The organism is Janthinobacterium kochi, assembly GCF_051380715.1.
Classification (GTDB): domain Bacteria; phylum Pseudomonadota; class Gammaproteobacteria; order Burkholderiales; family Burkholderiaceae_D; genus Janthinobacterium.
Genome location: NZ_JBNYXO010000014.1, coordinates 58431 through 76493 on the forward strand (window position 1 = coordinate 58431; position 18063 = coordinate 76493).

Here is an 18063-nt window from a genome sequence, read left to right on the forward strand (position 1 = left end):
GCGATTGTACCAAGCGCCGGGGTTCAGTTGGCGGGCGCAGGCGCAGGCGCCACCGGTGCCGTCGGCACTTCCGTCACCGTTTCGGGAATGCCGGACAAAATCGTCACGGCGACCCTGCGGTTGCGCGCGCGGCCTTCCGGCGTGGCGTTCGGCGCCACGGGAATGTTGTCGGCATGGCCCACGGCCGTCAGGCGCGACGCTTGCACGCCGCTGGCGATGAACAGGCGCACCACGGCGCTGGCGCGCGCGGCCGACAATTCCCAGTTCGAGGCAAAGGTCGAATTGCTGATCGGCTGGACATCCGTATGCCCTTCCACCTGCACGTCGTGCGTGTCATCCTTGAGCAGCACGGCCACAGCGCGCAAGGCCTGGTCCGACTCTGCCGTCAGCCCTGCGGCGCCCGGGTCGAACAGCACGCTGGCATTGATTTCCACGCTCACGCCGCGGCTCGTCTGCGTGACCCGCACTTTTCCTTCCTTGACCAGCGGCGCCAGGGTGGACGTCAAGTCCTGCGCCAGGCGCGTCATGTGTTCGCGCTCGCGGCGGATGGCTTCCGTGCGGCGTTTCAGGGCGGGGTTCGGCAGCGGGATCGCCTGCGGCGCTTCCATGATGATGGGCGGTGCACCCTTTTCCAGGCTGAAGGCCTGGCCGATGGCGTTCTGGAAGACGCGGTATTTACCTTCGTTGACTTGCGAAATCGCATACATGACGACAAAGAAGGCGAACAGCAAGGTGATGAAGTCGGCGTACGAGATCAGCCAGCGATCCTGGTTGTCCGGTTCCTCGTCATACTTCCTGCGCGCGCGCCGCATCATGCTCAGTGCTCGTGCAGCAGGCTGGCCACGCGCTCTTCGATGATGCGCGTATGGTCGCCCGTGGCGATGTCGTACAGCACGGCGGCCGTGATTTCATACTGCAGCACGCGGCGCGTGACGATGGCCTTGAGTTTATTGGCCACCGGCAGGAACAGCAGATTGGCCAGGCCGACACCATAAATCGTTGATACAAACGCCACGGCGATGCCGTTGCCCAATTTACTCGGGTCGGTGAGGTTTTCCATCACATGGATCAGGCCCAGCACGGCGCCCAGAATACCGATGGTGGGCGAATAGCCGGCCGCCGATTCCCACACCTTGACGGCCTGGCGCTCGGCCATTTCATAGGCGGAGATTTCCACGTCGAGCAACTGGCGCAGCTTGTCGGGGGCGATGCCGTCGACGATCATCCGCAAGCCCTTGGCGTTGAAGCGGTCGGCCGTGTTTTCCATCAGGCGCTCGAGCGCCAGCGTGCCATCGCGGCGCGCCGTCAAACTCCATTGTCCGATGTCGCGCGCCAGCGCGGCGCGCGTGTCGGCCGGTGGCAAAAACACCCAGCGCAGCATTTCCAGGCCGCGCACGAAGGTGCGCAGCCGCGTTTGCAGCAGCACGGCGCCGAAGGTGCCGACGATGACGATGGCAAAGGCGGCCGGCTGCAGCAGGGAGGCCATCTTGCCGCCTTCCAGTGCCTGGCCGACCAGGAGGCCCGCCAGCGCCAGCGCCAGCCCGATTACGCTGGACCAGTCCACGCCAGCTCCCTCAAGGTTGCGCGCAGGCGCGCGACGGCCTGGGTATGCAGTTGCGAGACGCGCGATTCGGAGACACCCATCACCGCGCCGATCTCCTTCAGGTTCAGCTCTTCTTCGTAATACAGGCCCATGAGTATTTTCTCGCGTGGCGGCAGCGCGTCGATGGCATCGATCACGGATTGCCGGAAATCGGTATCGAGCAAGGATCGCAAGGGGTCGCTGTCCTCGTCCACGCAATGGCGGTCGAGGAAGCTGTCATTGCCGTCCGGGTCATGAAAGTCTTCGTAGTACAGCAACTGGTGGCCGCCGCCGTCGCCCAGCATTTCCTGGTAGTCGGGCAGCGACATTTTCAGCAATTTCGCCACTTCCGACTCCGTCGGCGGGTGGCCCAGGCGCTGCTGCAGGGTGCTCATCGCCTCTTCGATCTTGCGCATGTTCTGGCGCATGCTGCGCGGCAGCCAGTCGCTGGTGCGCAATTCGTCGAGCATGGCGCCGCGGATGCGCAGCACGGCATACGTCTCGAACTGCGCGCCATGCGTCTCTTCATAGCGGGTAATGGCGTCGAGCAGGCCGATCATGCCGGCCTGGATCAGGTCATCGACCTCGACCGAAGGCGGCAATTTCGCCTTCATATGGTGCGCCAGACGCTTCACCAGCGGAATATGCTCCGTCAGCAAATAGTCCTTGTTCGATTTCCCTTTGACCGTGTACATAGGCTGCTTATTGTTTTAACTGCTATCGTGTGCTGATGATGGAATCAGGCGCTGAACTGGTGCAGGCTCCCCGTCTGGTACAAGGTGCCACCGAGCACCGGCGCCGCCGAACGGGCCAGCCGCTCGGCCAGTCCGCGAAACGCCACCGAGGCTCCCGCCAGCGGAAAGGCATCGACCACACTGCGCCCCAGACGCGCCGCGCGGTGCAGATACTCATCGGCAGGCACCGACCCCATCGAGGTCAATTTCACGGCCAGGTAGCGGCTCGCCGCCTGCGCCATATTATCGTACACCACTTTTGCCTCGGATTCGGAAGCGCCGGTGACCAGAATGCCAAACGGACGGCGTCCCAGTTCCTGGCTCAGGCGCTTGATCAGGCAATACGCGGCCTTGATCGAGGTGGCGCTGGTCGACACTTGCACCACGATGTCGGACGAGGCCATCAGCGGCACGGGGAAGCAATCGCCCTCGTCGGCCATGACGCCGTCGACCAGCACGATACCGCTCTGGCGCGCCAGCACTTCGAAGGTCTTGCCCAGGCGGCGCAGTTCTTCCTCGCCCGCATAGTCCATGCTGTCCATCAGGTAGTTGCGCGCGCCCAGGCTGGCCACGCCAAAGCCTTGCGGCACCTGGTGGATGACCTGGTTCAGGGCGCACTGCTGGCGCGCCACGTCGCGCAGGCTGGCGCCGTGCGCCAGTCCCAGGCGGGCAGCCACGCCATCGCTGCCGCCACTGGCATCGAGCAGCAGCACGTCATTGCCGCCGTAGACCAGCGAGGCGCCCAGGTTGACCAGCATGGCACCCTTGTCATCTTGCGGCGTGGCCGATAAAAATGTCATCACGCGCGGCTGCGGGCCGGCCAGCATGCGGCGCAGGCCTTCGGCCTGGTCGAAATCGAAATTAGCCAAGGCGCACCCCGCGCGCTTCATTGTTGCGGGCAGCTGCCTGCGCCATCAGCAGCGGCAATTCGGCATCGGAAAACTGCGTCGCCGCCGCATCGCGCTTGAGCTTGAAGGCGCGGTCGATCAGGTAGCCGCGGTCGGCCAGGTACAGATCTTCCGGCACGCGCTGGCCATTCGACACATAAAACAGGTTGAGCTTCTGGCGGATCACCACGTCGAGCACATTGCCGATCGAGGCCGCTTCATCGAGCTTGGTCATGATGCAACCGGCCAGGCCGCTGCCCTGGTAGGCGCGCACCACTTCATTGAGGGTTTCCTGCGTCGCCGTGGAATTGAGGCACAGCAGGCGTTTCACATCGGCGCCGGCGCCCGACAGCATGGCCACCTGTTCCGTCACCATCTGGTCGCGCTGGCTCACGCCCACCGTATCGATCAGCACCGTGTGCTTGTTTTTCAATTCCTTCAGGGCGATGCGCAAGTCCGCCTCATCCTTCACCGAATGCACCATCACGCCGAGGATCTTGCCATAGATGCGCAGCTGTTCGTGCGCGCCGATACGGTAGGCATCGGTGGTGATCAGGGCCAGCTTTTCCGGGCCGTGGCGCATTACGCAGCGGGCCGCCAGCTTGGCCGTGCTGGTGGTCTTGCCGACGCCGGTCGGGCCCACCAGGGCAAACACGCCGCCCTGCTCCAGCATGGCGTCTTCATTGGCCACCGTATTCAGGTTACGACTGAGGACGGTCTTGATCCAACGCATGCTTTGCGCGCCATCGAGGCCGGCGGGCAGCTTGTCGATCAGATAGCGCGCCAGGCTGGCCGAAAAACCGGCGGCCAGCATTTCGCGCAGCACCACGGCTTTTTGCGGCTCGCGCTGCTGCGTCGAGCCCCACGAGATTTCCGCCAGCTGGGTTTCCATCATGCCGCGCATGGCGCGGATTTCATTCATCATGCCGCTCATTTCGGCGGCGGCGTTCTCTTTGACGTGCGCCAGCGCGCTGGCCATCATCTGCTGCATGCGGGCCATGTCCACTGGCTCGGAAGAAGCCTGGCGCGGCGCGGCCGGGCGTGGCGCAGCCGGGCGCTGGGCCGGGGCGGCCTGACGCTGCGGCGTGGCGAACTGGGTCTGCAACTGGGGACGGGGCTGGGACATTTCGGACGCGGCCGGCGGCGAGGCCAGCGAAGCGGCATCGTCATTGGCCAGCGCGAGGATTTCCACCACGCCATCGGCCTGACGGTTCGACAGGATCACGGCATCGGGGCCCAGCGCTTCGCGCACCTTGCGCAGCGCATCGCGCGACGAGGCGCCCGTAAATTTCTTCACATTCATGACCGGCCTCCCAAGGCGGGGGTGGCGCAATATTGGCTGAACTGTGTGACCATCGTCGACTCCTGTTGCTTGGGTGCTGTCTTCCACATGGACACAGATCACCCGGACAGTCTCCATTATTAGCGATGCTTGGAGGAAATGATCGAAGGAACAGGACGGGAAAGTACCCGTTATTCAGTTTGCCAGCAGGAAATTGATGTTTATTTGACCAAAAGCAAGGGCTGGGGTCAGACCCCCACTGACGCTAACGCAAAGCTCCGCGCTAACGCTCGCGGGGGTCTGACCCCGATGCCAATGCTGTCAACTATTGCGCGCCCACCAGGCTGGTGACGCGAATGGTCTTGGTTTCCGGCACTTCCGCATGCGACAGCACTTTCAGTTGCGGCAAGGCGCGGCGCAGGAAGCGCGACAGCAAGGCGCGCAGCGGCGCCGGCACCAGCAGCACCGGCGTCAGGCCCAGCGCTTCCTGTTGCTGGGCAGCCAGGCCCGCCTGGTGCGCGATGGTATCGGCCAGGCCCGGTTCGATGCCGGCGCCATCGCCGCCATTGCCCATGGCTTGCATCAGCAGGCGCTCCAGGCGGCTGTCCAGGGTCATCACGGACAGTTCGGCCGCGCCGGGGAACAGCTGCTGCACGATGGCGCGGCCCAGGGAGACGCGCACCAGCGCCGTCAGGTCGTTCGGGTCTTGCGTATTGACCGTATGCTCGGCCAGGGTTTCGATGATGGTGCGCATGTCGCGGATATGCACGCCCTCGGCCAGCAGGTTCTGCAGCACCTTCTGCAGGGCCGACAGGGACAGCATCTTCGGCACCAGGTCTTCCACCAGGCGCGGTGCATCCTTGCCCAGGTGATCGAGCAGGGACTGTACTTCCGCGCGGCCCAGCAGCTCGGAAGCGTGCGATGAGATCAGATGATTCAGGTGCGTGGCCACCACGGTGCCCGCATCGACCACCGTATAGCCCATCGATTGCGCCTGGTCGCGCAAGCTGGCGTCGATCCAGGTGGCAGGCAAGCCGAATGCCGGGTCGCTGGTGGCCAGGCCCGGCAAGGTGCCACTGGCCATGCCGGGATTGATGGCCAGGAATTGGCCGTTGAACGCCTCGCCCACGCCCACTTCCACGCCCTTGAGGGTGATGCGGTAGGCGGACGGTTTCAATTCCAGGTTGTCGCGGATATGCACGGGCGGCGCCAGAAAGCCCACTTCCTGGGCAAATTTCTTGCGGATGCCCTTGATGCGCTTGAGCAATTCGCCGCCCTGCGTCTTGTCGACCAGGGGAATCAAACGATAGCCCACTTCCAGGCCCAGGGTATCGACGGGCATGATGTCTTGCCAGCTGGCTTCTTCCTGCTCGGGCGCCACGGTGGCTTGCGGCACTTCGGCCGGCGTCTGCGCCGCCTCTTTTTCCTGCGTGCGTTTCTTGCTGATCAGATAGGCGGAGCCGGCCAGCAGCGAGGCCAGCAGGAGGAAGACCATGTTCGGCATGCCAGGAATCAAGCCCATGCCGCCGATGATGGCGGCGGTAATATACAGCACTTGCGGTTTCGCAAACAATTGGCCCACCAGCTGGGTGCCGATGTCCTGATCGCTGGCCACGCGCGAAACGACGATACCGGCTGCCGTGGAAATGATCAGCGAAGGAATCTGCGCCACCAGGCCGTCACCGATGGCCAGCAGGGTGTAGTTCTTGAGTGCATCGGCAAAGCCCATGTCATGCTGCAACAAGCCCACCAGCAAGCCGCCGATGATGTTGATGACGGTGACCATGATGCCGGCGATGGCGTCGCCGCGCACGTATTTGCTGGCACCGTCCATGGCGCCATAGAATTCCGCTTCCTGCGCTACTTCCGTGCGGCGGCGGCGCGCTTCGTCTTCGCCGATCAGGCCGGCGTTCAGGTCGGCATCGATGGCCATCTGCTTGCCGGGCATGGCGTCGAGTGCGAAGCGGGCGCCCACCTCGGCGATACGGCCCGCACCCTTGGTCACGACAGTAAAGTTGATGATCGTCAAAATGATGAACACCACGATACCGACCGTGTAGTTGCCGCCAATCAGGAAGTGACCGAACGCCTCGATCACTTTACCGGCCGCGTCGGCGCCCGTATGACCTTCCGTCAGCACCACGCGCGTGGACGCCACGTTCAGCGACAGGCGCAGCATGGTCGACACCAGCAGGATGGTCGGGAACGCCATGAAGTCGAGCGGCTTGACCGTGTACAGCGCCGTCAGCAGCACGATGATGGACAGCGCGATATTGAAACTGAAGAAAATATCGAGGATGAAGGCCGGCAGCGGCAGCACCATCATCGCCAGCAGCATGATGATGATGATAGGCGCGGCGAGACCCTTGCTGGCATTGCTGCTCATTCCGCTGAGCCAGGCTGGCAATCTCAGGCCGTTCATGGTGTACTTCCTTTATTCTTGTCTGCTGCGTCTGCTGCGGCTTTGATCTGCGATGCTGGGTCGAGCGGATCGAGCTCCGGCGGCACGTCGAGTTTTTTCGGCTTGTCGGGCCGCTGTCCATGACCACTGCCATAGCTGCGCAGCTGGAACACATATGCCAGCACTTCGGCCACGGCGCCATATAGCGCCTCGGGAATCTCGTCGCCGATGTCCGTGTGCTTGTACAGCGCACGCGCCAGGGCCGGCGCTTCCAGGATGGCGACCTTGTGTTCGCCCGCCAGTTCGCGGATCTTCGCCGCCACCTCGTCGATACCCTTGGCCACCACCTGCGGCGCGCCGCGCGAATTCTCGCCATACTTCAAGGCCACCGCGTAGTGGGTAGGATTGGTCACCACCACGTCGGCCGTCGGTACGTCGGCCATCATGCGGCGGCGCGACATTTCATGCTGCATCTGGCGAATTTTTGCCTTGATCTGCGGATTGCCGTCCGATTCCTTCGACTCTTGCTTGACTTCCTGCAAGGACATTTTCATCTTGTTGGCGTAGTGCCACATCTGGTAGGGACCGTCGATGGCGGCGATCAGGCCCAGCGCGCCCACGATCATCAGGAAGGCCGTGATCAGCAGACTGATCAAATGAGCCGAACCGGCGCGCAAGGATTCGACCGACAGGCCCAGCACGGCGTCTTTCTGGTGCTGCATCACCATCCAGGCGACGACGCCGACAACGATGGTCTTGGCGATGGCCTTGAGCAATTCCACCAGCGCATTCTTCGAAAACATATTGCCCAGGCCGCGAATCGGGTTGAGCTTGCCAAAATTGGGGGTAAACGCCTTGGAACTGAACAGCCAGCCGCCCACCAGCACGGGCGACGCCAGGGCGACAAGCATGATGGCCAGCGCGTATGGCAGGCAAGTCAGCAAGACCGAACCCACGTCGTAGCCGATGCGCAACATCATCGCGTCGGGATTGAGGATTTGCTCCCGGTCCAGGGTTAGGCCGGACACCATGACGGCCGTCAGCCGCCGCACGATGGCGTCGCCGGCAAACCACAGGCAGCAGCCGGACGCCATCAACACCGTAAACGTTGCCACTTCACGCGATCGCGGAACGTCGCCTTCCTCACGCGCCTGCTCGAGGCGCTTCGGTGACGCGGCTTCGGTCTTTTCTGCGTCGCTGTCTTCCGACATCAATCAACTCCGGTGAAGTCCTGCCGCCTGGTTAGGCGCAATATGGACTGGGCATGACGCATTATCGGTTCAATGACGGCAACGCCATCAAGGGAAAAGGAGGGCGAATCCCCTGCTTTTCCTTTGCTATCCAGAAACCTTAGCGGGCCTTGCGCGCCTCCGCCTGTTTCACCGTCTGTTCAATCGCCCCAAACAGGGACTTACCGTCGTCACCCAGCATGTCCAATCGAACAACATCGCCAAACAGCAAATAGGGCGTACTGGCGACGCCATCGGCGATCATCTCCTGGTTACGTCGCTCAACGATACTGGAAAACCCCTTCTTGACTTCCTTGTTGGCGATGCCGCCCGCACTGACCACGCTGCCGGCACGCGCGTTGCGCGTCTGGCACAGATGGGCGAGCAATTGCGGATAATTAAACGCCATGTCGGCGCCCGCGTGGGGCTGGCCCGTCAATTTGCCGTTCAGGCTGCAACGCAGGGCATACTGCACCTTGCCGCCGCGCCAGGCGTCGCCCAGCTCGTCGGGCGTGATGGCCACGGGAGAGCAGGCCATGGCCGGCTTCGCCTGCAGGAAGCCATAGCCACTCGCCTGTTCGTCGGGCGCCAGGTTGCGCAAGCTAATGTCGTTGACCAGCATCAACAGCTTGATGTTCAGGTGCGCCTGATCGGGCGTCGAGCCCATGGCCACGTCGTCCGTGATGGCAGCGATGCCCGCTTCGTAATCGATGCCCCACTGCTCGTGCGCCAGGGTGATGTCGTCGTGGGCGCCGAGGAAATCGTCGCTGGCGCCCTGGTACAGGCGCGGCGCCTCGCGCAAGTTGGCGGGCGCCTCGCTGCCCGCCGCCTTGCAAGCCCGCTCGATCTGCTGCAGGTACGAGGCGCCAGCCACGCGCAGGCTGCAGCGCGGCAAGGGTGCCATGCAGTTGGCGGGATCGAACTCGAAGGCGCGATGACCGCGCCCGCTGTTGATGGTCTGGTACAGCAAGTCCAGCTGGGGCGCGATGAAACTCCAGTCGTCGAGCGCCTTTTGCAGGGTCGAGGCGATGCCATCGGCCAGATGGGCCGTTTTCAGGTCGCGCGAGACGACAGCCAGCTGGCCGTCGCGCGTGCCATCCTTCAGGGTAGCTAATTTCATGTAGGGGAAACTTCGTCAAATGCAGGCAATTAGGGACTAAAGACGCCAAAAAGCCGGGACATCCCCGGCTTTGGCGGTCACGAGGGATTTACGCCAGCAGCGCGATCTGCTCTGGCGTCAGATAGCACCACTCGCCTTCGGCAATGCCCAGCGATTCCAGCGTCAGGCTGCCGATGGCGGAACGGTGCAGCGCGCTGCAATGGTTGCCGGCGGCGGCCAGCATGCGCTTGACCTGGTGGTACTTGCCTTGCTCGAGCACGATTTCCAGCTGGAATTCTCCGCGCTGGACGCAGACCAGGGCTGCCAGTGGAGCCGGTTCGTCGTGCAATTGCACGCCAGCCAATAGCTGCGCCACCAGTTCATCGGTCACGGGGGCTTGCGTGGTAGCCTGGTAAATCTTTGGAACGTGACGCTTCGGCGACGATTGTGCATGGATAAAGGGACCATCGTCGGACATCAACAACATGCCGGTCGTATCGTGGTCGAGCCGGCCGACGGGCTGGACTTCGCGCCAGGTGAACTGTTCCGGCAGCAGGGTCAGCACGCCAGGGTGATGGCTGGGCTTGCGCGAGCATTCGAAGTTGGCGGGCTTGTTCAGCGCCAGGTACAGGTGCGCACGGACCACCCACTCTTCTTCAAAAACGTGCAGCACCAAGCCTTCGGTCTCGACGGTGGTGCGGTAATTGGTCTGGGTGACGCCATCGATGACGACATCGCCATCCTCGATGAGGGAACGACAATATTTACGGGTGCCAAAACCCTGCGATTGCAGGATGCGGTCTAGGGATAATTTACTCATGGGCGTGACTTTACCAGAAGCAGCTGGCAGCGTGAAGCGGCGCCGCGCGCCGCCTGCGCCTGGCGGTGGAGCGCGCGCCAGCCTAGCGCAGGCACAGATAAGGCGAAGCACAAGGTGAGATTTCGATATAAATGGCCCACTCCTTTGAGATATATCAAGCGCTCGGAATATCGCATTGATAGACTGAAACTTCGTTAGGAATCCGCCTAATGCACTTTAGGAATTGTGGCAGTCGCCACCCCTCATAAGGACATCGTATGAAGCATACCGATACCATCGCCTTACAAGGCAGCATCGCCGACATGCGCAAGCGCATCGCTGCGGAACAGGCGGCCATGCACAAGGTCAGACTCGGCGTGGCGCGCTGGCGCAACGCCTCTGCGCCGCAGGATGCGGACGCGCCGCCAGCACCAACCCGCCAGACGCACTGGCATGCCGAGGCACAATGCCATTTCATGTGCTGGCTGGAACAGGGCGGCTTTGCGCATGCGGATGCAGATGCAGCAGCCGACAACGTGAGCGCACCCGCCATGACGGACACGCTGCCCGATACCAGCAGCAGCACAGCAACGGCGCCGGCCCGGCAAGCCGCCACCCCGCCGCTGCCAGCGCACTGTAACGGCTGCGCCGCCTGAGCGCACCATCGAACCAGCCATGCCCTGCCCTCGCATGCCTACCTTGCCAGCTCGCCCAGACAACGCAACAACATCGATTCGCGCCAGCACATCGAGCACGAACGACGATCAAAAGGAAACGGCGGCATTGCGCCGCCGTTCCCAAGCCCCAACGGGACTTTAGTGAGGAATGTGAATTCACTCAAAACCACATCTGCGATGCGGCGAGTAGTTCCAAGACTTACCAATCAAGTTAGTACTGACAACATAGTTGATATATCGCCCCTCCTTGAAAAGAACTACGCCTTCACTATAGCCCAAGCAGCCCGTTTTTCAAGCCAAAATACCACCTTATTGAAAATCATTCTCGACTGACTTGCCTGCCTGCCAAGAGTGATGTCCTCAATGCAATGCCGGCTGTGACTGCTGCACGGCTGCCTTCATGGCACCGGCTCCCATGGCGGCGCCAAACTTCTTCAGTACCCGTTCCGGCAAGCCTTCATGCTGCGTGTAGTCGACGATGTCTTCCGCCTTGACGACGTCGCGCGCCACGCTGTCGACGGTGCCGAAATCATCGGCCAGGCCCATTTCCACGGCTTTCGCACCCGTCCAGTACAAGCCGGAGAACGTGTCCGCTGTTTCCTTCAGGCGCTTGCCCCGACCCGTGCGCACCACGTCGATGAATTGCTGATGGATTTCATTGAGCATGCCTTGCGCATACGCCTTGTGTTTTTCGCTCAGGGGGCTGAACGGGTCCATGAAACCCTTGTTCTCGCCCGCCGTCAGCAGGCGCCGCTCGACGCCCACCTTTTCCATCACGCCCGTAAAGCCGAAGCCATCCATCAGCACGCCGATGGAGCCCACCACGCTGGCCTTGTTGACGTAGATGCGGTCGGCGGCGGCAGCGATGTAATAGCCGCCCGAGGCGCACATTTCATCGACCACCACATACAAGGGCTTGTCCGGATAGCCCTTGCGCAGGCGCTGCATCTCGTCGACGATCATGCCGGCCTGCACGGGACTGCCGCCCGGACTATTAATATGCAGCACCACGGCGACGGAACCGGCATCGGAAAATGCCTTGTCCAGCGCAGGGATGACGACGGCGGCCGAGCCGCTGCCTTCGGTGTCGATGGCGCCGCTGATGTCGATCAGGGCCGTGTGGCGGCCCAGGGTTTCGCTGTCATCGGCCGTGTTGTAGTCATAAAACACCCACAGGGCGAACAGCACGATCAGCAGGCTGAAAACCTTGAAAAAGATGCTCCAGCGGCGGTGCGCGCGTTGCTCTTGCAAAGTGGCAAATACCAGCTTTTCGAGCACGTCGCGCTCCCAGTTCCCCGCAGGGGCGCCGTGGCCGGCGGCTGGCGCACTGCTGTCCAGCTTGTCATTCGTGTTATCGCTCATGGTTCACTTTGCTTAAATTACAAAAGGCCTGCCCCGGCCTCAGGTCGGCAGTGGCTGCACATACTCATCGGGTTGCCAATACAGCTGGCCATCGCGCTCGCTCACGGGAATCGGGCGCAAGCGGCCGCCTTTGCAGGGACCGCCCGCGCACAGGCCACTCTCCGGCACATAGATGGCGCCATGCGTCGAACACATCAGGTACAAGCCGCTGGACTCGAAAAACTCGCCCTCGGCCCAGTCCAGTTCAATCGGCACGTGGGCGCAGCGGTTCAGGTAACCATACGCCTTGCCGCCGTGGCGCACGACAAAGCCGGTGCTCGTTTCGCCACCGGCCGAGACGGGAAAGCGCACGCCCTTGCCGCCATCGGCGACCGCATCGGCGGCACAAATGAATACGTCGACAACATCGTTCATCATGCGTGCTCGCTCAGCCATTGGTGCAGGTCGGCCACCGTGGCGGCCGAATACTGGGGATTGCATGCCTGCAATTGCTCTACAGGGTGCGCCCCATACTCTACGGCAATACCGGCCGCGCCTGCATTGCTTGCCATCAACAAATCATGACTGGTGTCGCCGATCATCACGGTGCGGCGCATATCCTGCCCCAGTTCGCGCGTCAGCTCCTGCAGCATGGCCGGATGGGGCTTGGAAAACGTTTCATCGGCGCAGCGCGTCGCATCGAACAGCGACAGCAGCTTGACGGCATTCAAGGAACGGTTCAGGCCAACACGGCTCTTGCCCGTGGCGACGGCCAGAAAGTACGCTTGCTGCGACAAGTCCTGCAGCATTTCTTGCACGCCGGGAAACAGGGTCAACTCATGGTCGCGCGACAGATAGTGATAACGGTAGCGCTCGGCCATGCGCGCGTGGTATTTCGGCTCGACATCAGGCATCACCAGTTGCATCGCTTCCTGCAAGCCCAGGCCGATCACATGCGAGGCCAGCAACTCGGTGGGAATTGGCAAGCCCAGGTCTTTGGCCGACGCCTGGATGCACTTGACGATGGTCGAGGTACTGTCTATCAGGGTACCGTCCCAATCGAAGACGATCAGATCAAATTGCTTTCTTGCCATGTTTCCCGACGGCAAAGCCGCCGGCTCCTTGAGAATGAATGATGGCGACTGACTACCTTGTGAGTAGTGTCGCGCACGCGCGGTGGGTAGCTATCGTCCAGCAACGGCCAATGGTTTGCCCAAGCTTACCAAGAAACGCTCGCATTCGGCAGCCAGCGGCGCGTTCAGGGTCATACTCTTGCCTGTCTCCGGATGCGTAAACGTGATCTGGTGCGCGTGCAGGAACATGCGCTTAAGGGCGCCGCGCGTGCTGTCGGCTTTCAAGAGGGCACGGTTGAGGGCAAAGTCGCCATATTTATCGTCGCCGGCAATGGGAAAACCGGAGGAGGACAGGTGCACGCGGATCTGGTGCGTGCGTCCCGTCTTCAATTCCGCTTCCAGCAAGGCGAAGTTGTGATATTTATGCAACAGTGAAAACACCGTGTGCGACGCCAGACCATCGGCCTGCACGGCCACCCGGCGCTCGCCTTCGGCCGTCGTATATTTATGCAGCGGCAGCTTGATATGCTGGCGCGCATTCTTCCAGTCGCCCGCCACCAGCACGAGGTAGCGCTTGTCGGTGACGCCGTCGCGCATCTGTTCGTGCAAATTCGTCAATGCCGTGCGTTTCTTTGCCAGCAACAACAAACCGGACGTGTCGCGGTCCAGGCGGTGCACCAGTTCCAAAAACTTGGCGTCGGGGCGCGAAGCGCGCAATTGCTCGATCACGCCGAACGAGACGCCCGAGCCGCCATGCACGGCCACGCCGGCCGGCTTGTCGATGACGAGCAGCTGCGCATCTTCAAAGATGATCTTGAATTCGGCGGCCGGCGCGCCCGTGGGCGCCTTTTCGGCCACGCGCACGGGTGGGATGCGCACCACGTCGCCGGCGGCGAGACGGTACAGCTGATCGATACGGCCTTTATTCACCCGCACTTCTCCCGATCGCAAGATCCGGTAGATGTGGCTTTTAGGCACTCCCTTGCACACTCTTAATAAGTAGTTGTCGATGCGCTGGCCTGCTTCTTCCTCGGCGATCGTTACGAATTGGGCTTGCGGCTGAACCGGGGGTGTTGAAGGGGGAACAACATCATTTTGACTCTTCATTTACTATGTCTTCCCAGAAATCTCTCTAAGTCCTTCATTTTGAATATATAATTGTTTTTGCTGCGGCCCTGGCTGCTGCGAGTGTAAGAATAAAAGCACATTTTACACAGGGGCGTCTCCACCGGCCTCGCCAAATTGCAAATTCGGTGGAAAAAAATGTATATGCACCATCCCTGCGCGAATCAAGGTTGCACCGTAGTTGTAATCGGATAACGCGTGGAGATGCTGAAGTGAGTGTGGGATTATAAGGATAAGTACCCGTTAGCGCGACTTATCGAGTCGGGCTCGCGGGTTGATGAAGTTGATAACGCTTGCCGTTTTCGCCAAACCCCGTATGCGGCCACCTGAGGTTGTCGATGAATAGGCTGAGGCCAAGCCTCGCCATCGCGATCCCTGGAATGAGCCGGCTGACGATTTGGCTCTGAATTTGCTGACCACTTGCATTCTCTGCCCCCGATATAGTTCATTCTCGTTCGGGCTGTTTCAGATGAGTTGCAAGTGTCCTGTGCACTCGGCATGACGATCGACCTCACCGCGCCTGTTGCGGCCGTAACGTATACCTCGTACGCGTTGTTGCTCCGCACGCTAAGGCATTTCCCCCGCCAACACTCCCGTTCTCGCATATATCCCTGTACTTCGCCGCTTCCCCGGAAGCGGCTTTGAGATGGCCTACGGGTCGCGGAGTTATAAAAATGAAACGCATGTTGTTTAATGCCACGCAGCAAGAAGAACTGCGCGTAGCGATTGTCGACGGACAAAAACTGATCGACATCGATATCGAGACAGCCGGGCGCGAACAGCGCAAATCCAACATCTACAAGGGCGTGATCACGCGCATCGAGCCATCGCTCGAAGCGTGCTTCGTCAGCTATGGCGAAGACCGCCACGGCTTCCTGCCTTTCAAGGAAGTTGCCCGCACGTATTTCCGCGAAGGCGTCGATGTGCGTAACGCTTCCGTCAAGGAAGCGCTGCGCGAAGGCCAGGAAATCATGGTCCAGGTCGAAAAGGAAGAGCGCGGCAACAAGGGCGCTGCCCTGACCTCGTTCGTTTCGCTGGCCGGTCGTTACCTGGTATTGATGCCAAACAACCCGCGTGGCGGTGGCGTATCGCGCCGCGTGGAAGGTGAAGAGCGCCAGGAATTGCGCGAAACCATGGATAAACTGGACTTGCCTACTGGCATGTCCGTCATTGCCCGCACCGCCGGCATCGGCCGCAACGTCGATGAACTGCAGTGGGACTTGAATTACCTGATGCAACTGTGGCGCGCCATCGAAGGTGCCGGCAAGTCGGCCAATGGCGCCTTCCTGATCTACCAGGAATCGTCGCTCGTCATCCGCGCCATCCGCGACTACTTCCAGCCCGACATCGGCGAGATCCTGATCGACACCGACGAGATCTACGACCAGGCGCACCAGTTCATGAGCCACGTGATGCCCGACATGGTGCACCGCGTCAAGCGCTACAGCGACGACGTGCCGCTGTTCTCGCGCTTCCAGATCGAACATCAGATCGAAACGGCGTACAGCCGCACCGTGCCGTTGCCATCGGGCGGCGCCATCGTGATCGACCATACCGAAGCGCTGGTCTCCGTCGACGTCAACTCGGCCCGCGCCACGCGCGGCTCGGACATCGAGACGACCGCCTTCAACACCAACTGCGAAGCGGCCGAAGAAGTGGCCCGCCAGTTGCGTCTGCGCGACCTGGGTGGCTTGATCGTCATCGACTTCATCGACATGGAAGTGGCAAAAAATCAGCGCGAAGTGGAACAGCGCCTGAAAGATGCGCTGCACCATGACCGTGCCCGTGTACAAATGGGCAAAATTTCCCGCTTCGGCCTGATGGAACTGTCGCGCCAGCGCCTGCGCCCTTCGCTGTCCGAAGGCTCGCACGTGACGTGCCCGCGCTGCTCCGGCACCGGCCACATCCGCGATACCGAATCGTCCGCCCTGCAGGTGCTGCGCATCATCCAGGAAGAGGCGATGAAGGAAAACTCGGCCACCATCCACGTGCAAGTGCCCGTGGACGTGGGCGCCTTCCTGCTCAACGAAAAGCGCGGCGAAGTACTGAAGATCGAAAACCGCCACCGCATCGCCGTGATTCTGATCCCGAACAAGCATCTGGAAACGCCGCACTACAAGCTGGAACGCATCAAGCACGACGATCCGCGTCTGGAAGACAGCCAGGCCAGCTACAACCTGGCGGAAAGCGCTGAAACCGACATGGCTTACAGCAAGCGCCAGAAGGAAGAAGCCAAGCCGCGCCAGGAAGCCGTCGTCAAGACGATCACGCCTGACCAGCCTGCACCGCTGGTCGAGCGCAAACCCGTCGAAGCGAAACCGGCTCCGGTGGCCGCGCCTGCCGCACCACAGGGCCTGATCGCCAAGATCATCAGCTTCTTCACCGGCGCCCCGGCACCGGTGACGCCAGCGCCCGCCCCTGTCGCACCTGCCAAGCCGGCCGGTACCGACCGCGGCGACCGCAACAGCCGTGGCCCGCGTGGCCGTGGCCGCAACGGCAAGCCTGGCCGCGAAGAACGCGAACCAGGCCAGGGCCGTCCAGCCCAGGACGACGCTGCCAAGGAAGCCGAAGCACTGGAAAAGGCGGCCCGTCCGCCACGCCCACCGCGTCCGCCACGCGAACCGCGTGAAGCGAGCGATGCAACGGCGGCACCACGCGAACGCGGTGAACGCCCTGAACGCGCAGAGCGTCCAGAGCGCGCCGAACGTCCAGAGCGCGCCGAACGTCCGCCACGCCAGCCACGCGAAGGGCGCGAACCACGCGCCGACAAGGCAGTTGTTGCTGAAGTGAAAGCGGATGAACTGGCCCTGGTTGGCGCTACTGCCAGCGCCGTCAATGTGGTCGTGCCGTCAAGCGGTCCGGACGCTGATGCAGCACCAATGAGCTTGCTGAAAGCGCCGGTCAATGCCGGTCCTGAAGGCGAAGAGATGGAAAACGACGTGGAAGGCGAGGAACCGCGCCGCCGCCGTCGTCGTGGTGGCCGCAACCGCAACCGCCGCGACCGCGAAACGGGCGAGCTGATCGAATCGGCAAACGGTGAAAACGAAGGCCAGGATGCGCCAGTGATCAGCTTTACGGTCGCTCCGGCGTCGGAAGCTGCCGCTGCGGTCGTTGCCGATGCGGCGCCAGTAGCCGTCGTGGCTGCCGCCGTTGCCGTCGCTGCTGCACCAGTGGAAGCTGCCGTCGTGGAAGTGGTCGAAGTGGTGGAAGTGGCCAAGGTCGAAGAAACCGCTCCTGCCGTCGAAGCTGCACCAGTTGCTGAAGTGATCGTGCCGGCAGCCCCTGTCGAAGCGGCTGCAGCGCAAGCTGAACCAGTCGCTGCCGAACCAGCACCAGTTGCCGAGTACAGCTTTGCCGAGAAAACGGAAGCTGCACCAGCGCCAGCGCCAGCTGAAATCATCGTCGAAGCCGTGCCAGTGGTGGAAGCTGCACCGCTGGTGGAAGCCGTCGCCGTGATCGAGGAAGCACCAGCGCCAGTGGCTGAAACGGCGCCTGCCGTGGTGGAAGCCGCTCCGGTGGTGGTTGCTCCTGCTCCGGCGCCAGCACCTGTCGTCGCTGCAGCGCCGGTGCCCGCGCCGCTGGACTTGAGCGCAGTGCTCGGTTCGGCCGGCCTGACCCTGGCTGCCACCGATCCGGAAAAACTGCGCCTGGCGCAGGAAGCGGCCGCCAAGGCAGTCGCTCCCGTGCGCAAGCCGCGCGAACGCAAGCCATTGCCGCCGCAATCGGATGAGCCGTTGATCCAGGTCAACACGCAACGTCCATAAGCGCGCCGGGTTCGCCCAGCCGCCAATGATGAAAGGGGAAGCTCAGGCTTCCCTTTTTTACGTCCACTTC

The 18063-nt window shown here is 62.1% G+C and carries 15 protein-coding genes; 2 read left to right on the forward strand and 13 right to left on the reverse strand.

Annotated elements, in window-relative coordinates; all coding sequences use genetic code 11:
- Positions 1 to 23: 23 nt before the first annotated feature.
- From motD to ACQ4WL_RS23550, 9 genes are all read right to left on the reverse strand, one after another.
- Positions 24 to 812 (reverse strand): flagellar motor protein MotD, encoded by a 789-nt coding sequence (gene motD, locus ACQ4WL_RS23510; protein ID WP_436511972.1) that lies wholly within the window; start codon positions 810 to 812, stop codon positions 24 to 26.
- A gap of 5 nt (positions 813 to 817) precedes the next feature.
- Positions 818 to 1564: a flagellar motor protein gene (locus ACQ4WL_RS23515; protein ID WP_436511912.1), complete on the reverse strand. Its 747-nt coding sequence runs from the start codon at positions 1562 to 1564 to the stop codon at positions 818 to 820.
- Positions 1546 to 2277: an RNA polymerase sigma factor FliA gene (locus ACQ4WL_RS23520; RefSeq protein WP_426071615.1), complete on the reverse strand. Its 732-nt coding sequence runs from the start codon at positions 2275 to 2277 to the stop codon at positions 1546 to 1548. Before ACQ4WL_RS23520 ends, ACQ4WL_RS23515 begins: the two co-directional genes overlap by 19 nt.
- Before the next feature lie 44 nt (positions 2278 to 2321).
- Positions 2322 to 3185: a MinD/ParA family ATP-binding protein gene (locus tag ACQ4WL_RS23525; protein WP_436511913.1), complete on the reverse strand. Its 864-nt coding sequence runs from the start codon at positions 3183 to 3185 to the stop codon at positions 2322 to 2324.
- On the reverse strand, positions 3178 to 4506 hold the full coding sequence (gene flhF, locus ACQ4WL_RS23530; protein WP_436511914.1) for a flagellar biosynthesis GTPase FlhF: 1329 nt from the start codon (positions 4504 to 4506) through the stop codon (positions 3178 to 3180). Before flhF ends, ACQ4WL_RS23525 begins: the two co-directional genes overlap by 8 nt.
- A 304-nt stretch (positions 4507 to 4810) precedes the next feature.
- Positions 4811 to 6907 (reverse strand): flagellar biosynthesis protein FlhA, encoded by a 2097-nt coding sequence (gene flhA, locus ACQ4WL_RS23535; protein WP_436511915.1) that lies wholly within the window; start codon positions 6905 to 6907, stop codon positions 4811 to 4813.
- Positions 6904 to 8097: a flagellar biosynthesis protein FlhB gene (gene flhB, locus ACQ4WL_RS23540; protein ID WP_436511916.1), complete on the reverse strand. Its 1194-nt coding sequence runs from the start codon at positions 8095 to 8097 to the stop codon at positions 6904 to 6906. The genes flhA and flhB overlap by 4 nt, the downstream gene beginning before the upstream one ends.
- A gap of 139 nt (positions 8098 to 8236) precedes the next feature.
- Positions 8237 to 9235 (reverse strand): fumarylacetoacetate hydrolase family protein, encoded by a 999-nt coding sequence (locus tag ACQ4WL_RS23545; RefSeq protein WP_436511917.1) that lies wholly within the window; start codon positions 9233 to 9235, stop codon positions 8237 to 8239.
- An 88-nt stretch (positions 9236 to 9323) separates the two neighbouring features.
- On the reverse strand, positions 9324 to 10034 hold the full coding sequence (locus tag ACQ4WL_RS23550; RefSeq protein WP_436511918.1) for a pseudouridine synthase: 711 nt from the start codon (positions 10032 to 10034) through the stop codon (positions 9324 to 9326).
- A gap of 257 nt (positions 10035 to 10291) precedes the next feature.
- Here ACQ4WL_RS23550 and ACQ4WL_RS23555 point away from each other — a divergent pair, with 257 nt between their 5' ends.
- Positions 10292 to 10669, forward strand: coding sequence for a hypothetical protein (locus ACQ4WL_RS23555; protein WP_436511919.1), 378 nt, complete (start codon positions 10292 to 10294; stop codon positions 10667 to 10669).
- 381 nt (positions 10670 to 11050) lie between these two features.
- Here ACQ4WL_RS23555 and ACQ4WL_RS23560 read toward each other — a convergent pair whose 3' ends face one another.
- The 4 genes from ACQ4WL_RS23560 to ACQ4WL_RS23575 form a co-directional block, all read right to left on the reverse strand.
- Positions 11051 to 12052, reverse strand: coding sequence for a S49 family peptidase (locus ACQ4WL_RS23560; protein WP_436511920.1), 1002 nt, complete (start codon positions 12050 to 12052; stop codon positions 11051 to 11053).
- 39 nt (positions 12053 to 12091) lie between these two features.
- On the reverse strand, positions 12092 to 12469 hold the full coding sequence (locus tag ACQ4WL_RS23565) for a Rieske (2Fe-2S) protein (RefSeq protein WP_436511921.1): 378 nt from the start codon (positions 12467 to 12469) through the stop codon (positions 12092 to 12094).
- Positions 12466 to 13125: an HAD-IIIA family hydrolase gene (locus ACQ4WL_RS23570; RefSeq protein WP_436511922.1), complete on the reverse strand. Its 660-nt coding sequence runs from the start codon at positions 13123 to 13125 to the stop codon at positions 12466 to 12468. The genes ACQ4WL_RS23565 and ACQ4WL_RS23570 overlap by 4 nt, the downstream gene beginning before the upstream one ends.
- Positions 13126 to 13215: 90 nt before the next feature.
- Positions 13216 to 14211 carry an RluA family pseudouridine synthase gene (locus ACQ4WL_RS23575; protein ID WP_436511923.1) on the reverse strand — a complete coding sequence of 332 codons (996 nt, stop codon included), beginning with the start codon at positions 14209 to 14211 and terminating at the stop codon, positions 13216 to 13218.
- A gap of 692 nt (positions 14212 to 14903) precedes the next feature.
- On the opposite strand from ACQ4WL_RS23575, the gene ACQ4WL_RS23580 reads away from it, so the two are divergent.
- Positions 14904 to 17993: an Rne/Rng family ribonuclease gene (locus tag ACQ4WL_RS23580; RefSeq protein ID WP_436511924.1), complete on the forward strand. Its 3090-nt coding sequence runs from the start codon at positions 14904 to 14906 to the stop codon at positions 17991 to 17993.
- Positions 17994 to 18063: the final 70 nt, after the last annotated feature.

What these genes read in the sequence shown, in the direction of transcription:
- ACQ4WL_RS23580 (WP_436511924.1), top strand. Translation starts at nt 14,904, where the DNA reads ATGAAACGCATGTTGTTTAATGCCACGCAGCAAGAAGAACTGCGCGTA.
- ACQ4WL_RS23575 (WP_436511923.1), bottom strand. Translation starts at nt 14,211, where the DNA reads ATGAAGAGTCAAAATGATGTTGTTCCCCCTTCAACACCCCCGGTTCAG.
- flhA (WP_436511915.1), bottom strand. Translation starts at nt 6,907, where the DNA reads ATGAACGGCCTGAGATTGCCAGCCTGGCTCAGCGGAATGAGCAGCAAT.
- ACQ4WL_RS23570 (WP_436511922.1), bottom strand. Translation starts at nt 13,125, where the DNA reads ATGGCAAGAAAGCAATTTGATCTGATCGTCTTCGATTGGGACGGTACC.
- motD (WP_436511972.1), bottom strand. Translation starts at nt 812, where the DNA reads ATGCGGCGCGCGCGCAGGAAGTATGACGAGGAACCGGACAACCAGGAT.
- ACQ4WL_RS23555 (WP_436511919.1), top strand. Translation starts at nt 10,292, where the DNA reads ATGAAGCATACCGATACCATCGCCTTACAAGGCAGCATCGCCGACATG.
- ACQ4WL_RS23565 (WP_436511921.1), bottom strand. Translation starts at nt 12,469, where the DNA reads ATGATGAACGATGTTGTCGACGTATTCATTTGTGCCGCCGATGCGGTC.
- flhB (WP_436511916.1), bottom strand. Translation starts at nt 8,097, where the DNA reads ATGTCGGAAGACAGCGACGCAGAAAAGACCGAAGCCGCGTCACCGAAG.
- ACQ4WL_RS23550 (WP_436511918.1), bottom strand. Translation starts at nt 10,034, where the DNA reads ATGAGTAAATTATCCCTAGACCGCATCCTGCAATCGCAGGGTTTTGGC.
- ACQ4WL_RS23520 (WP_426071615.1), bottom strand. Translation starts at nt 2,277, where the DNA reads ATGTACACGGTCAAAGGGAAATCGAACAAGGACTATTTGCTGACGGAG.
- ACQ4WL_RS23560 (WP_436511920.1), bottom strand. Translation starts at nt 12,052, where the DNA reads ATGAGCGATAACACGAATGACAAGCTGGACAGCAGTGCGCCAGCCGCC.
- flhF (WP_436511914.1), bottom strand. Translation starts at nt 4,506, where the DNA reads ATGAATGTGAAGAAATTTACGGGCGCCTCGTCGCGCGATGCGCTGCGC.
- ACQ4WL_RS23545 (WP_436511917.1), bottom strand. Translation starts at nt 9,235, where the DNA reads ATGAAATTAGCTACCCTGAAGGATGGCACGCGCGACGGCCAGCTGGCT.